The 15,772-nt window shown below is 37.3% G+C and carries 11 protein-coding genes and 1 pseudogene; 5 read left to right on the top strand and 7 right to left on the bottom strand.

Annotated features, from left to right (window positions below):
- Positions 1-41: 41 nt before the first annotated feature.
- Together RIV7116_RS12575 and RIV7116_RS12570 are read right to left on the bottom strand one after the other, a co-directional pair.
- On the bottom strand, positions 42-2,324 hold the full coding sequence (locus tag RIV7116_RS12575) for an amylo-alpha-1,6-glucosidase (RefSeq protein ID WP_015118678.1): 2,283 nt from the start codon (positions 2,322-2,324) through the stop codon (positions 42-44).
- 915 nt (positions 2,325-3,239) lie between these two features.
- Positions 3,240-4,283, bottom strand: coding sequence for a glycosyltransferase family 4 protein (locus RIV7116_RS12570; protein WP_015118677.1), 1,044 nt, complete (start codon positions 4,281-4,283; stop codon positions 3,240-3,242).
- Between the two features lie 1,551 nt (positions 4,284-5,834).
- Here RIV7116_RS12570 and RIV7116_RS12565 point away from each other — a divergent pair.
- Positions 5,835-7,841, top strand: a complete 2,007-nt coding sequence (locus RIV7116_RS12565) for a DICT sensory domain-containing protein (protein WP_015118675.1) — start codon at positions 5,835-5,837, stop codon at positions 7,839-7,841.
- Positions 7,842-8,047: 206 nt separating this feature from the next.
- Positions 8,048-8,476 carry a photosystem I reaction center subunit II PsaD gene (locus RIV7116_RS12560; protein ID WP_044290906.1) on the top strand — a complete coding sequence of 143 codons (429 nt, stop codon included), beginning with the start codon at positions 8,048-8,050 and terminating at the stop codon, positions 8,474-8,476.
- A gap of 215 nt (positions 8,477-8,691) precedes the next feature.
- Here RIV7116_RS12560 and RIV7116_RS12555 read toward each other — a convergent pair whose 3' ends face one another.
- From RIV7116_RS12555 to RIV7116_RS12535, 5 genes are all read right to left on the bottom strand, one after another.
- Positions 8,692-10,077, bottom strand: coding sequence for a hypothetical protein (locus tag RIV7116_RS12555; RefSeq protein ID WP_015118673.1), 1,386 nt, complete (start codon positions 10,075-10,077; stop codon positions 8,692-8,694).
- Between the two features lie 195 nt (positions 10,078-10,272).
- Positions 10,273-10,980: a Uma2 family endonuclease gene (locus RIV7116_RS12550; protein WP_015118672.1), complete on the bottom strand. Its 708-nt coding sequence runs from the start codon at positions 10,978-10,980 to the stop codon at positions 10,273-10,275.
- A gap of 45 nt (positions 10,981-11,025) precedes the next feature.
- Entirely contained in the window at positions 11,026-13,275 is a 2,250-nt protein-coding gene (locus tag RIV7116_RS12545) for a Piwi domain-containing protein (protein ID WP_015118671.1), read from the bottom strand.
- Positions 13,272-14,087 carry a PD-(D/E)XK nuclease family protein gene (locus tag RIV7116_RS12540; protein ID WP_015118670.1) on the bottom strand — a complete coding sequence of 272 codons (816 nt, stop codon included), beginning with the start codon at positions 14,085-14,087 and terminating at the stop codon, positions 13,272-13,274. The genes RIV7116_RS12545 and RIV7116_RS12540 overlap by 4 nt, the downstream gene beginning before the upstream one ends.
- Before the next feature lie 19 nt (positions 14,088-14,106).
- Entirely contained in the window at positions 14,107-14,331 is a 225-nt protein-coding gene (locus RIV7116_RS12535; protein ID WP_015118669.1) for a hypothetical protein, read from the bottom strand.
- A 143-nt stretch (positions 14,332-14,474) separates the two neighbouring features.
- On the opposite strand from RIV7116_RS12535, the gene RIV7116_RS12530 reads away from it, so the two are divergent.
- From RIV7116_RS12530 to RIV7116_RS12520, 3 genes and pseudogenes are all read left to right on the top strand, one after another.
- Positions 14,475-14,837 (top strand): helix-turn-helix domain-containing protein, encoded by a 363-nt coding sequence (locus tag RIV7116_RS12530; protein ID WP_015118668.1) that lies wholly within the window; start codon positions 14,475-14,477, stop codon positions 14,835-14,837.
- Between the two features lie 2 nt (positions 14,838-14,839).
- Positions 14,840-15,478, top strand: a complete 639-nt coding sequence (locus tag RIV7116_RS12525) for an ImmA/IrrE family metallo-endopeptidase (RefSeq protein WP_015118667.1) — start codon at positions 14,840-14,842, stop codon at positions 15,476-15,478.
- Between the two features lie 67 nt (positions 15,479-15,545).
- Positions 15,546-15,770 (top strand): annotated as a pseudogene (locus RIV7116_RS12520) (Uma2 family endonuclease); the annotation flags it as partial.
- Positions 15,771-15,772 lie beyond the last annotated feature (2 nt).

Here is a 15,772-nt window from a genome sequence, read left to right as displayed (position 1 = left end):
TTCCAATTTATGGCTGAATTCAGCAATTCTTCCCCATAGATTTATGCTTCGATAACAACGCGGAGGTTTCCACGCTTCTTAGCAACGCGACAGGCAGTGGTACTGCCAGAACGCTCAAATTCTAAATCAAGAATTGTCGGACCAACTCGTAAGTTATGAAGAGAAAGACTATTGATAGATTCGGGTAGCGCTGGATCGATAATTCTTAGACAATTATTAGGCGCATCGGGAACTAAATTAACCATCATTTGCAATAGCTGAAAAATAGAACCAGTAGCCCAGGCTTGAGGAGTACAAGCAACAGGATATCTAACAGGAGCCTCATCACCATTACGCTCGTAGCCGCAAAATAGTTCTGGTGGACGTTGATAAGGCTGCATAGAAGTCATATCAAATAAACCCTGGAAAATTTCCAAAGCTTGATCGACTAAACCAAGAGAGCGCAATCCCATTGCGATAATTGCATTATCATGAGGCCATACTGAACCTACATGGTAGCCCATCGGATTGTAAGCTGGAGACAAACTGCTCAAAGTACGAATACCCCAACCATTAAACATGTCGGGTGCCCGCAATCTTTCCGCCACACTATAAGCATTTTCAGGAGTAAAAATACCCAACTGCAAGCAGTGACCTGGGTTAGAGGTAATGCTGTCTACTTGAGAGCCTTCACCATCTAAAGACAAAGCACAGAAATCTTGGTCTTCAATCCAAAAATCTTTATTAAAACGAGCTTTCAAATTTTTAGCGTCTTCCTGCCAACGATCTGCTAAATCAAGCCGCTTCTTCATCCGAGCAATTTCAGCAAGGCGCATTTTAGCTGAATAAACATATGCTTGAACTTCACAAAGAGTAATCGGACCGTTAGCTAATTCACCTTTACGATCTACAATACAGTCTCCAGAATCTTTCCAACCTTGGTTAAGCAAACCACGCTTAGATTTCCGAATATAGCTGAGGTAGCCCGTTTCTTTTAAATTACGGTCGATCCAATCCATTGCAGCTAAAGCATTTGGCCAAAGTTGCTCTAAAGTTTCACCATCGTGAGTCCAGGCATAGTACTCGGCATATAGCATTAACCATAAAGGAGTAGCATCAACCGTACCGTAGTAAGGCGTATGGGGAATTTCTTGAGTACGAGCTAATTCTCCAAAGCGCAATTCATGAAGAATTTTTCCTGGTTCTTCTTCGCGCCAATCATCTTCGACTTTGCCTTGATAGCGAGCAAGTAAACCTAAAGTCTCCTTGGCTATTTCTGGATTGAGCATTAACGTTTGGTAAGCAGTAATCAATGAATCTCTGCCAAACAAAGTCGAAAACCAAGGTACTCCAGCAGAAACAGTCATCGACTTACCAAAAGACTGCCGCAACAAATACATGTCTTGTTCGCTTCGCTCGATAACTCGATCAAAAGTACCTTTGTCCGAGCGAATTTGAGTAATCTTTTGTACCCAATCCTGCTCCTCCATCATCTCAGCAGATCTAGCCTGAACCAAAGTTACAGGAGCGCTAACTGTGGAGCTAGGCTTATTATTGGTAAACATATTAATCCGATAACCCAGCTTTTGGGTTTCGTGACTGCCTAGCTCCAACTGCCAAACGGCTGTATAACCTTTAAAATAATCAGGTTGACGATGCTGAAAATGGATGCGCGATTCCATGATCATATTATCTAAACCTTGATAAGCAAGGGTTAGGGCTTCTTCCTTAGCTTCCGAATCTTCACCTTTTGCTATTGCTGCCTCGCTATTGACAGTTTCTTCCGATTTAGGCTCTACTAAACGCAAAAGTCTACCGCGTTCATCCCTACTAAAACCACGGACTTCAAATAAATCGACATAATCTGCATCGAAGCTAATACTTATTTCAAAGCTGACAGTAGTCGTACTGTAGTTAGATATTTCTATCTCTTCAAATAAGGCACCATTAAGTACTAGTTCCCTACGAATTCCGACCGTATCTGCTTGAAGACGATCTTCAATTCTGGGATTCGTACATAACACCGAAAGTGAAAACCCTTTATCCGCGGTACTACTAAGCAAAATTGGCGATCGCCCTTCAATTTGAAAATCTAATCGGCTTAGAAATCGCGTATCGCAGCAAAATAAACCCATACTAGGGTTGATATCATTGAGCGAACAACCAGCAATATTACCCAAAGTATCTGTTACCAAAAACAAATCATCATCTTTTATAGTTAAAGATGCTTGTGGCCTTTCGCTTAAAACACAAGGCCACTCTGGTATGGGAATTTGGTCGGCAGGAACAAAAGTTTTTCCGTCTAGTGTAATTTTTTCCGGTGTCATTAAGGTATCCGGTGTCATTAGCAAAAATTCCGTGTACAGGTGTATATTTTCTTTGTTAAGAATGCGTCAGCAGGAAAAAAGACGCTGTTCAAAACTGATTTGAGCCATCAAGCAAAAGCATTAATCGCATTCAGACAAGTTAGGGGACACAAAAAGGCTAATATATTAAATCTTTATGAATCTGTACCTTTAAAAAAGTATCCTAAATAGCAATCCTCGATTAAACAAAATCAACTAATATTTATAATTTATTTGTACCTAGTTCTTTTAGCGTTTCTGCCTAAAAGTCTTATACACTAAGTATCTTGACCATTACCTACACTGACAGTGATGGGAACAGCCTTTATAATCTTTATCTACTAACTATTACCGTAAACTATTTAAATAGATTATATAATTCTTATCTATATTTATTTAAATATACGGAAAGCAAATATAAACATAGTTATAAACATTGTTCTTTATCTTGAGCAGAGAAAAAACAATACATTTTTTTACTTATACCATAAATTGTTAACTTAATTTCAAATTATCAATAATTGATTTTTAATGTATTTTAGTATTTGTTGAATATTATGTAATCTAATATTACTTAAGCTATCAGCTGATTCGATATTTTGTCTAGGAGTTGAATATAAGGAAGTTATAAAAAATAAAGTATACCAACAGGACTTCAAGACCCACCTAAGTTAAGACTTTTTTACACTTTGATATTTTAATTCATCTAGTTAGGTAGAATTAGGAGACAGCTTTCATCATCTTCAAGAAGTGCTTTATCCTAATAATATCGTCAGGTAAATTAGATATCTTACAATAAAAAAGTCTACCTACGGGCAGACTACAATAGTAATATCATGTACTATTTAATGTTGTCGAAGCTGTCAATGGTAGAAAGTGGACGAAATTAATCCTGAAATCTCATTAATTGGTAGTTTACACTGATTGCTTAGAATTCAAAACCATAGAATAAGCTCTTTCATACTCATCAGTCATAGATTCAACACTGAATCGACTAACGATGTATTCGCGGCAAGTTTGGCGGTCTAATTTTGTAGCTTTTGGTACCATCTCAATCATTTTGTCTGTGTCATCGCAAACAAAACCTGTTTTTCCATCCGCAACAACTTCTGGTACGGAACCCAAATTTATTGCAACAACGGGGGTACCAGTAGCCATAGACTCAATCATTACTAAACCAAAAGGCTCTCTCCAATTGATAGGAAATAAAGTTGCTATTGCTTCACCCAACAGCTTTACTTTGCCTTCGTGGGAAATTTCTCCAAGATATTGAATTTGTTCGCCATCAATCAATGGTTCGACTTGTTCGCGATAATAATCAGCATCCACCACGTCAACTTTTCCAGCCATTTTCAAGGGTAAATTATTAGCACGAGCAATTTGTATAGCTTCTGCTGCTCCTTTTTGTGGCGAAATTCTACCTATAAAAGCTAAATAAGCAGGTTGTGCGGGTGTGCTGTAGAAGGGATACACAGATGTATCAATACCGTTGTAAACAGTACGAACATAATTCAAATCCAAACAAGGTTCTCGCTGCGCTTCTGAAATACTAATTAAAGGCTGTTCGTAAAAACGCCGATGTATCTTGATCGTATCGGAACAAAATGCACCATGAAGCGTATGCACGGTAGGCGTTTTGACGAAACTGCTGTAGGGCAAAGATGCATAGCCTATGTGTGAATGAATAATATCAAAATCGGCATATGCCTTTTGATATACATCAGCGAGAATCATTTGATGATAAATGTCTGGCTCTTGAATTGAAGAGTCTAGACGTAAGGCGCGATCGTGAACTGAGTGCAACTTTGAAGGAGTAACTGAGTCTCCAGAAGCGAACAAAGTTACTTGATGACCGCGCCGAACCAATTCATCAGTAAGAAGTTTAACAATCAGTTCTATTCCGCCGTAGCGGTAGGGAGGAACGCGCTCCCATAAAGGAGAAATTTGAGCAATTCTCATGTTTCACCTACTTAGTGGGAAATAAAGCATATTAGACTCAAGCCGGATTATTGTTTTCAAAATGATAGAAAACCATAACTTTATTCAGACTGAATAAGTGTGCTGTCCCTTGCCTAACCTAAATAGCTGCTGCATTTATTTCACAAGCAAGGTTGGAGTCTAACTGTGAATTCAAACGGCAATAATAATCAAACACTTTTCAATATTAAATTATTATTTGTCAATATTGCCGAATATTTCACAATAGTAATTATTTCATCAGAGTATTCCACTCTTGATTGAATTGACAATGAAATAACCGTAGATTTTGAGGATTACTTCAAGATTGTTCCGCAGTGCTTGAAATATAGACAAAGCAATATTACATTAAACATCAATATGATGCAATATACTTAATCAGTTTATGTATCATCAATATTCGCTGCAACTCAAATATAGTTTTTATTGACTATATACAAGCTAGAATGATGCCATATAGCTTTACAAATCAAATAACATATTCAGATAAAAATTATACAGATAGCAGTCGTTTAAACTGAATAAATAATCAGGTTATGTTGGCAATAGCATTTTTGGTAATAAGCCAAAACAATTGCGAAATTGACAAAATACTTAATATTAATAAGCCTTTTCAAAATATATAAAGCTTGACAAGTAGCAAATATCTGTTCGGATAGACGAATATAGTCTTCAAAAAAGATATTTTAAAGATACTTTTAATAACCACTTTTACTAAAATCACTGTTAATTGCCGGTTAGGTATATTGCCCCAATACTTAATTTCGTTTAAAAATATCAATTAGTATAATTATATGCACGCATAATATGTATCAAACAAACATTTGATTATATCTATAGCTATCTTAATAGACAATCAGATGAATTCTTTTAGTAATCGGAAGAGTTTGGCGATACATTGTTTTAAACCAGAAAAAAGTAATATCCCAATATAAGCAAAAATTAAAAAAGTATCGGTAATTGCAGAAGATAAATATAAAATATCTGATCCAAGATAAACTAATAAGCTTTGCTATTTATGATGCTGATGTTGATAGATAGAGTCTATTTATATATTGAGCTTTTATCACCTTATTTAAAACAATTGCAGCAGCTTAATCATTTAATCGGTAGACACAAAGAAACCGAATTATGTAACAAAATATTAAGCAATCGTAACTTTGGCAATGAAACACGCCCTTTGCATGAATGCTTGACTTCGCACTTAGCGACCTTCGTCTCAAACATAGCAATATTGAAGTTTTTTAACGACATATTTTAGATAAACGAAATTTTTAGTCGATAAAGCAACTTGTTTTATCGAAATATCCGCAAACAGCAAGGTAGAATGTTTTCATTAGCAATCTGAGAAGGTTGCCCAAAGGTTGCGGCTAGCTGTGACTTGAGAACCGTGATTATTTGCACGGCTCTTTAAACCTATTTAATATTGTTTACAAATTGCAACATTATGCTCAATCTGATACTCCGTTGTAGTTTGTAAAATGCAGCTGTGACGTGGATTTAAATCCAGATTGTGGCTCCTTAACGACATTCATGAGCATTTCGACTTCCGTGCTGAGTGATTTGCTACAGGCACTAACGTACCTGCGGCCCCAAATATACTTCAAAGCTTCATTAACAGCGCTCTCCCACGCGATGGAAGACCAGGTTTTGGCTGCCACAATGGAGCAGCCTTTAGTAATTGCCAATTTTCAAAGAGAAAGGTTTTACCGTCAAGAAGCTCATCGCTATCAACGACTGGCGCAAATCAGCAATCAAGTATACGTTTTATCTGCACCAGAAACTGGTTTTAGTAGCAGTTCAGAATATTATGAAAAAGTAGCTTTTGAGCCACAAGATGCTCTTTCTCAAGAATGGCATTTGGTAGTTATTGCTTTTAATTATGCGACTTGCTTAGTTTGCCGAGAATATCCTGCTTCCATACTTAAAAGAGAAATGTCCCCAGAAACTCCAAGTCTTGATATGGACACAGCAAGGAGATTTGAGGGGATTTGGACGGCTGAAAGAGGTGTAAGCTTAAAAGCTGCCGATTTGTTATTAGATAAAATACTTATTTATCGTCCGGAATTAGCCGAGAAAATTGAGCAGGCACGGCAACGCTTTGGTATTGGAGAAAATTATAGTCAGAAGGTAATTGATGAAAAGAGCGAATATGCTTGCGACATCGACACCAATCCATTCGTGCAGCGCTTAGTTACCTATTTACAAGCCAGCCAATATAAATTACATAAAGCCTATCGCTCGATTGCCGCACAAGCACGAAAAGAACGTTTAGTCAATTCAATTAGTACCGCAATTCGGCGATCGCTAAATCCGCGAGAAGTATTGGAAGTTGCCGTACAGGAGTTAGGACAAAATTTGGCAGCTAGCCGATGTTTAATCTATCGCGCTCAAAGGGCAGACACGAATGCCGTAATCGAACACGAATTCCGAAGCTCGGGAGTTTTATCACTTTTAGGAAAAACTAGAGAGTTACAAAAAAATCCAATATTTCAGGAAGTAGTAGAAACCGGTGAAGGTGTTTGTGTTACCGATACTCTTGAAGATTCTCGGGTAGCTAATTCTCCAGAAGTTGCTGATTTTGTCAAAAGTTTTTCGATTCGTTCTTGGTTAATGGAACCCGTATGGTTCCAAGGGCGAATGTTAGGCATTATAGAATTGCAGTATTGTGGCGATAAACCCCACGAATGGCAAGCAGGGGAACAAGATTTGGTCAAAGCCATAGCTATCTCTGTGGGAGCCGCTTTGATTCAAGCTGAAGCCTATGCCAATTTAGAAGATTTTAACCAGCAATTAGAAGCATTAGACCGCACTCGTAGCAATTTGATCGCTATTACCGGGCACGAACTACGTACTCCGCTTTCCACAATTCAAGTGTGCTTAGAAAGCCTTGCTACCGAACCAGATATGCCTTTGGAACTGCGCGAAGTGATGTTGAGTACAGCACTTTCTGACTCAGAAAGAATGCGGAAGTTAATTCAAGATTTTCTTACTCTTTCCAATTTAGAAAGCGGTCGAATCGAATGGCATCCAGAGACTTTGACTTTGCAAGAATGTGTAGATTTAGCAATCAGTAGAATCAACGCTCGTACCAATATAGAAAGCTTGCCTAAAGTATCGGCAGAAATATCAGAAAATTTGCCTTTGGTTAGAGCAGATGGTGATTGGTTAGTCGAAGTGTTAGCCAAATTAATGGATAACGCTTGTAAATTTACCCCACCCGAGGGAGAAATTACTATTAAAGCGATTCGTAACGAAAATCAAATGGTTGAAGTTACAGTAGCCGACACCGGACGAGGAATAGAACCGAATCGTTTAGAAATTGTTTTTGACCGTTTCTATCAAGAAGAAGGAGCCTTAAGGCGCACCACGGGTGGAACGGGTTTAGGATTAGCAATTTGTCGTCAGATAGTCATAGGCTGGGGAGGACAAATCTGGGCAGAATCATCTGGTAAAGATAAAGGCTCTAAATTTCACTTTACCGTACCGAGTATTGAAGGAAGTCAGGAGGAAAGATTGTTTGCGGCGGTGAGGAAGTAGTAGAGGGAGAGGTAGAGAGGGAGAGAGGGAGAGAGGGAGAGAGGGAGAGAGGGGAAGAATAAATAGTTATTCACAATGCCCAATGCCCCATGCCCAATACCCAATACCCAATGCCCATGCTCAATTTTTGTTAAAGTTCCTAACGTAATCGCAATATGACACCGCTTGCAGTGTTAGGATGCCGTAAAAACGTTGAGAGAATATTTATGGCAGGAACACTCTCTGGACAAACCCCGTTATTTGGTGGCAGCACCGGCGGCTTGCTCAAGAAAGCAGTAGAAGAAGAAAAATACGCGATTACTTGGACTAGCCCCAAACAACAGGTTTTTGAAATGCCTACTGGTGGCGCTGCAACAATGCTTGAAGGCGAAAACATGCTGGAAATTGCTCGTAAAGAGTACGGCATTGCTTTAGGCGCTCAATTCCGGAAAATGAAAATCACTGATTATAAAATTTACCGGATTTATCCTAGTGGCGAAACTCAGTACTTACATCCGGCTGATGGTGTCTTCCCCGAGAAGGTTAACGAAGGTCGCGAAAAAGTGCGTTTCAACGCTCGTAAAATCGGCGATAATCCCAGTGCTGCAAAACTTAAGTTTAGCGGTGTCGCACCTTATGACGCTCCTAATTCGTAGTTAAAACAGCGAACAGTGAACAGCGAACAGCGAACAGTAAACAGCGAAAAGTTAGCAGTTAATCTGTTTTTCGGGAATTGAACAAAAAATATGGGAAATAGATTGTCGGTTGGGGCTTTTAAACTGTATGTCTTTCCCTGTACTATTATGTTTAACTCAGAAGTAATAATTGATAACTGATAACTGTTCACTGATAACTGTTAACTGTTAACTGTTCACTCTTGTATTGATTCGTAAAGTAGTTGTACTAATAATCGAGTGCCGTCGCTTTGCTTTAGTTCCGTGTAAGATGGTTCGGGACGTTTACCAATTTCTCGTAAATCGCTGAGTAACTCTGGATGAAACTGACAGGTAAAAGAGCGACGCATTTTTTTGGTTTCAAAATCTTTATAGTTGATGCAGGTACAAGAGCATTCAGTTAATATTTTTCCTTCTGCTTCTGTTGAGGCTAAAATCTCGACTGAGTAAGGTAATTGCAACAGCCAAGAAAGACTGCTGCCAGCTATGATATGTCGATGGGGAATGATGGCATTGTGCAGCGAAATATAAGCCCAGTTTGCGAAAAGAATCGCTTCTTCGTTAACTTCGTCGTAGTGAAACATGGAAATCGCAACATCACGTCCATGTTCTAAAATCATTTTGTCAATTACTCCTTCATGTTCGTAAGCCATAATTTTATGAGCTTCGAGCAGTTCAATGGGAATTATTGAGTTTTTAGCATTTGGGGTTCGGTAAGGTAATAAGTGGCGATCGCCGATTTCTTTGTCTTCGTTAAGAACTACTGCAAAATTGGCATCATCCCAGCCTTCAGCGACGATTCTACCATCTCGCTTTTCAATTTTAAGATTTTTACCTAGTGACTGAATTTTTTCTACTACTGACTTCAAAGAAATTAAGGCTTCCCCTTCAACATCGCGAGCTAAAGCATCTGTATTAAGTATTTCTTGAACCGCACGTTTTAATAAACGAACGTGACATTCTGCTGCTAATTGATGGCTAACACAAATCATAATAACGGGAGCGCTTTGAGGAGAGCGGGATAAGAGAAGTTTCTCAACCAAAGCCAACATCTCTTCCCTAGAACAGTCACAATCATTCCATTGAGAGGAATCGTGAGCCGAAGCATTACCACCTTCTAGTATCACTGCCATACTGGAAGACAGAATAGGAACTACCGAGTTTAAATCGAGGGTTCCTACATCCCAAGCTGGGAATAAAATTGAATCACAATCAGCTAATTTTTGAGCAATGAAAGCGACATTTTTAGATGCTCTGACTTCTTCATATAAACTGTTAAAACCAACGTGCTTCCAAGGTTCAACAATAAAAATACAGTTGCGAGATATCTGAGGATGCTGAAGTAAAAATTCCCAATCTCCTGGAGAATTAATGACTTTTTCTAAAGGTGATGTATCTCCCCATTCAAACTTTCCATCTTCAGAAAATAATGATTTTTCTGGTAAAGGATCTTTTGAACTCCTATCTGTGAGAAAACGTCCGAGTAAAATCAGCATTGATTGTAAATCCGAGCCTTTTTCTCTGAGATAACCAGGTGTTAAACGCCACTTATGGAAAGTGTCTTTTTTCTGCGATGAAGTCATAAATACTTTGGATTTTTGCCAACCTCATCATATTAAGACGGAAGACTTGACGTTAAACAATGAGAAAATTTATTAGTGATATAAAAATTGGCATAATAGCTGTGACTCTAGAAGAGTGAAGCTAGCAATACAAAGTTAACCTGCGCTGGCTAAATTCGGTACATTTTTATATCGTATTAGAATTGCTGGTATTTTTTAAATTTCTGGTTCAATGCCTGCTGCTCTGAGTTGTGCTGCTAAACGTTCTGCTCTTTGACTTTCCAGATTTGCTTTTTCCGAACCCCATAATAAAATATTTTGATTTTCATCCCACCATCGCAGCCAATAACCGGTGCGATTTTCTCTAGTACCTTCCCATACTCCTAGAAATAGCTGCATTTGAGCAATCCAGAAACGGTTATTAGCATCAGCTTTTTGCAGATGATACCGTTTTAAATCATCTAATTGATAGACTTCTATTTCACCGCTATCTGGTTCAAAAATTATATAGTTAGGAACTTCTAAAACTTGCTCGTAAAAGAACCATTTACCCGGAGGATAAGTAGGTTTAATTGAATACTCTCCGCCTTCAGTATCGGAAAGAAATTCCATAACAATAACTGGAATATCTCCTTGAAGTTGCGGGGTGTAGCTGCGTTTTATTTCTTGTCGAGATACGGTTATTTTTGGGATATAAGCCCAATCGGGGGCTTTTACTACCATTTTTTGATTTACCGTCGCGCAGATTCCGTAGTTGCTGGAAGTGAGAGAATTATCTGGTAATTTCCCGGCAATTTCTAAACTTTCGGTTAATGCAGCAGCAAGCAACGGTTGATTGATATTATCCACGGGTTTGTTATCTAGAACAAAGTCTTCGGGGAGTTTTTCCCAGGTAATTTGGTATTCGGGAGCGGTGGAAAGCATGGGGGGAGGTGAGAGGATTTTGTTTTAGTTTAGCGGTTGGGGGTGTTAGAGCCAGAATTGGCGATCGCCATCTAACGCACCTGGATAAATACCTTGTAAGCGTCGGTAAGCCATAACATCGGAGCCGTAAAGCGGTACTGGTAAACGTGGTTCTCTAAGGGAGCCATAATGAAGTAATGTAAGTTTGAGTGTAGTATCGACTAAATCTTCAATTGATACTTGATGACCTGCTTCATGAATTCTTAAACGCAATGGGAGAGGTAAACCCATATTTTCCGATTTTAATTCTGTGGTTACTAAAATCACTTCACGAGAAGAGACACGAAGTGCTAAACCTTTTGTAGGTGCTTTAATAACTTGTCCATTCCAGTTATAAAGCCGAGGTATTCCTGATTTATAACATTCCACTAAAACAAATTTAGAATTTATAACTTCTGCCCATTCTTTTAAATGTATAGCTTCTTGACCGCAAAAACGTCCGTCTCGATAGATTAAAACAGTCTTTCCTTTTAATTTTGCTCGTGGAAGAAATTTTTCTAAAACTCTTCGGGGAATTTCTTCACCTTCTATTAAAGCATCTTCCAATTTATAGCCGTTGAATTCCCCGTTTTCTTTATAAAGTCTTAAACTCGCACAGGCATTCATAGTTCCAGCAGTTTTCTTTTTGGAACCTCTAGAAATATCTAAGCCAATAAAAAAATCTGCTATTTTTAATGGTTCAGCTAACACATAAGGTAAGTTACCTAACTTAGCTAATATTCCAGGAATAACTTGATTGAGAATATTATTAACTTGAACTTTTTTTAAAGTATCTTCATAAATTACTTGGCTAGCGATTCCTCGTCTTAGCAAACGCGAGTAAACCAAAGAATAAAGACTATCACCTGTATCGTCAGTACTTCTATCACTAGTAGGCAAAAAGACTAAAACTATATCAGGATGTCTTTCCATCAAATCATCTATAGCTTCCTCAATATTGACTCTACTCTCGATACTAGTAAAACTTTCTGAAGAGATTGATTTTATATTTTCTTTTGCTCGTATACTTCCAAAACCATATCGTTTTAAACGTTTGTCAACTTCATCTAAAAAAGAAAATGAAACCTGAAAATTACCTATTTTTAAAGCAGCTATATTAATTTTATCTGATGGATCTTTGTAATCCTCATGACGGGAATAAACTCCACCTTGAGAAAGTCCTGTCAATATACGTTGTTGAATACCAATTCTATTGTTACCAAATAATAGTTTAGTTTCTGAAAGCTTTAATAATGGTTGCCAAAATAATTGTGAATAGCTAGAACTATTTATACTTTGTCCTAATTTTAATCCATAATTAGTTAAAACTATATTTGCTTCTTTCTTGTAAGCCCCTAAAAGTTCTTTTCTTTCTCTACAAGCTACCTTAGTTGCTTTAAGTAATTTTCCATAATCTACTTCAAATTTATTAGTAGTTTCAGCAGTTACACAAGGACGTAAAGCTGCCATCGCATAGCGAAATTGTTTATTCTTCTTACCAAATTGCACGGTAACTACTGGTTGATCGTCGGGTGCTTCTTCTAATGCTTGCTTGCTAATTGCACCAGTTGCATCTTCTTTTAATCTTTCTCTATGTTCGCTAATATTACCAATAATTCCGGTAATTGTAGCAAGGCTATTGTGTTCTATATCCCGAACCTTTAAACCGATTAAAAGCTTTTGTGGATCTTGTCTAAAAGGATGATTTTCAAAAAATTCCGCTAAATTACCTTTATAACTAAAATTACTCTTAACAGTTATTGTTAAAGCTGAGAAAAGCTGGTTGTTTATTTCTATAGTTTCAGCCCAAAAATTGGCTTCGCGTTTTACTTCTACCTGTTTTTCTGATAAAGCTATTTTTGATGAAAAAGGACGAGTAATTTTTATTATTCTAACCGCTAACTGAGCTAATATAGAAGCTTTTAACTGCGGCTGACGTACCCATTGAATAGAATAATCGCAATCGCCGATATCTTTTCTCAATTCTTCACATATTTCTGTTAATGCTTCTCGCCATTCTTTCTGGCTTGGCATTACTTGATTTGGTTTAGCTAAAGCCCAAAAAAGCTTTTTGTACCAGATAACAATAACATCTGGAAACTTGTGACAAAAACGCCAACTTAAACGGTTGCCAATTTCTCGCTCTACTTCCGGAGAAAGTCGAAAACAGATAAAATTCAATGTTAAATCTTTTAAAATTATTAAAGGTAATATTTCGCTTAAAAACTTTGTTTCTAAAGCAGATTGCGGACGTGGTTGAACCATAGCACCTTTCATATAGCACCCTCAATAGTAAATTCACAAATTGAATTAAAAGGACAAAATCGACAGCTTATACCGGGATTTTGGGGAAATATATCTCGAAAATCACCAGTTTTTTGACGGTAACGTCGTAAATCTTTTTGATGCTGTTTTGCTGTCCTAGACATCGTAATTTGAAAAGATTCTAACGTTTCAGGTGTAGCTGTAATTCTTTCTGATTGCTTGCAGGTTTCCAAGTTATAAAACGAAGCAACAGCTTTATTTTCTGGGTAAATATAGCTAGCAGCTAACAAATAAATATAAGCTTGTCTGCGGTCAAAGTCGGACTTACCAGTTTTGAAATCCAAAATATGTAGACTATTATCTTCTTCTAAGAAAATGCAGTCGATTGCTGCATATAAATTAAATAAATAATTACCCTGCTGAATTAAAATTGGTTCGGGAAAACCCTCATCACCTCTACTGAGCTTGATTATTTTTTTGTGTAGAAGAATCGGATTTTCAAGATAATTTTTAATTATTTGAGTTACCCTTTCTCGAACTAAATCGGATTCTTTACTTAAGTGCAAAATGCTAACTATTCGACTCAGACCATCTTTTTGAGAAAAAATTGAAGAATCTTGATGAATTTCGTAAACCGCTTTTTGTGCCAGCAAACCTATAGTCTGAGCCGTATTATCTTTTTCCAAAAGTGCTGCTACTTCTGTTTCCTTTTTTCTCGCTTTAGCAAAACCTCTTTTCATATCACAATGAAGATGTTCGAGTCCTACTGGTGGAGAGTACAAAGACAACAGATTGTAGCTTGCAAAATTCCAAACTTTTTTCATAAAAAACTCTTAATTTTATTCATTTTGTGAGAATTTCGTAAATCGCTTGACTGGTTATAGCTGATTTAGATACACCTGGTTTATTAGCAATTTCAAAAGTATGCAAAGCTTCTAACATCTGCTCCGCAGCTTGTTTCAAATTTGTATCGCCACTTGAATTCTGTACCTCTTCTAAAAGAACTGCTAAAGGTCTACCGATAGAAAAAGATAGCTGATTTGAGTTTATTTGTTGTTTTTTATTCATTTGACTAGAGATTAACGAGCTTATGTACTATAGTGTAGTTATTGCACAACTTGACCAATTTAGTCAACATAATTGAAAATTTTACAGATATGAACCATTGAGAAAAGGTAGAGTATGATTCTTAGACTTAAAGGAAGAGAACCGTGAAAGAAAGCTTTGGTAAACTCATTCGGCAAGCTCGCAAACAGAAAGAGTACAGTCAACGCGAGCTAGCTAAATTGGTAGGGGTTAACTATACGTACTTGTCTAAATTAGAGAATGACCATGCGGGTTATCCTCCTAGCGAGGAAGTTATTGATTTATTAGCAGAAAAACTGGATTTAGCAGAACAAAAAGATAAACTCAGACGACTTGCAGGAAGAATAACCCCCGAAGATGCCGAAGTCTTTGAAGAGCTTGTAAGAAAGTATAAACAAATGCCTGCTTTACTTCGCAGAATGCGTGATGAACCCAAATTTGCAAGGGAATTATTGAGAGAAACGACTCAAGATGATGAGGAGAAATAGAGTTGAATGTCATCAAGCCATATCGTTTTATATCTAAGCAAGAAATAGAGCAACTGGCATTAAATATATTAAATAGGGTGCAAGCAACAAGAAAACGTCCCCTAAAAGGAAGTTGTCTTGCTGAAGCAATTGCTGATTATTTAGATATAGGAATTGTTTGGGAAACTATACCTTTTGATGATCAAGGGTATATTGCAGCAATGATTTTTCCATTTCAAAAAGAAATTATTATCAACGACCAAATTCCAGGATTAGAAGGTGGTTTTGGACAATCTACAATTGCTCATGAAATAGGTCACTGGCTGCTTCACATCGAGCATGATGCTCTTGCTGTATTCAAAGAAAGAATGAGTTCTGAAATAATAATGACTATAGAACCATTTTTATGTCGTAGTGTTACTGCTCAAAAAGGAATTGAATGGCAAGCTCAATATTTTGCTAGTTGTTTACTTATGCCTAAATTTAAATTGGAAGAAGTATCAAGAGGGCGGGATTTAACTAAATGGAAACATTTGTACGCAATAAAGGATGAACTTGGGGTTACAATTTCTAACTTAACAAACCGCTTACAAGGTCTTAATTGGATTAGTATCTCCAGAAATTCTAAACAAATTTATCGAGGTCATGCTTTTCCTAAATAACCCGAAAAATGAGTATCTTAACATGAACACTTCACTAATCAATACCGAATCAACCCTATGACTAACAATCGACTTAACCGACGAACAATTTTGGCAACTATGTCAAAAAAATCAAGAATGGAAATTTGAACGCACTGCATCAGGGGAATTATTAATAATGTCACCAACGGTCGGAGAAACCGGAAACCGCAATATTGAAATTGCATATCAACTCCAAGGTTGGACTCGTAAAAATAATTTAGGTAAAGCTTTTGATTCTTCAACTGGTTTTAAATTACCAAATGGTGCAAATTT

The sequence above is a fragment of the Rivularia sp. PCC 7116 genome (assembly GCF_000316665.1).
Classification (GTDB): domain Bacteria; phylum Cyanobacteriota; class Cyanobacteriia; order Cyanobacteriales; family Nostocaceae; genus Rivularia.
Note: the sequence above shows the minus strand (reverse complement) of the source record. Positions and strands in the feature narration are given on the sequence as shown.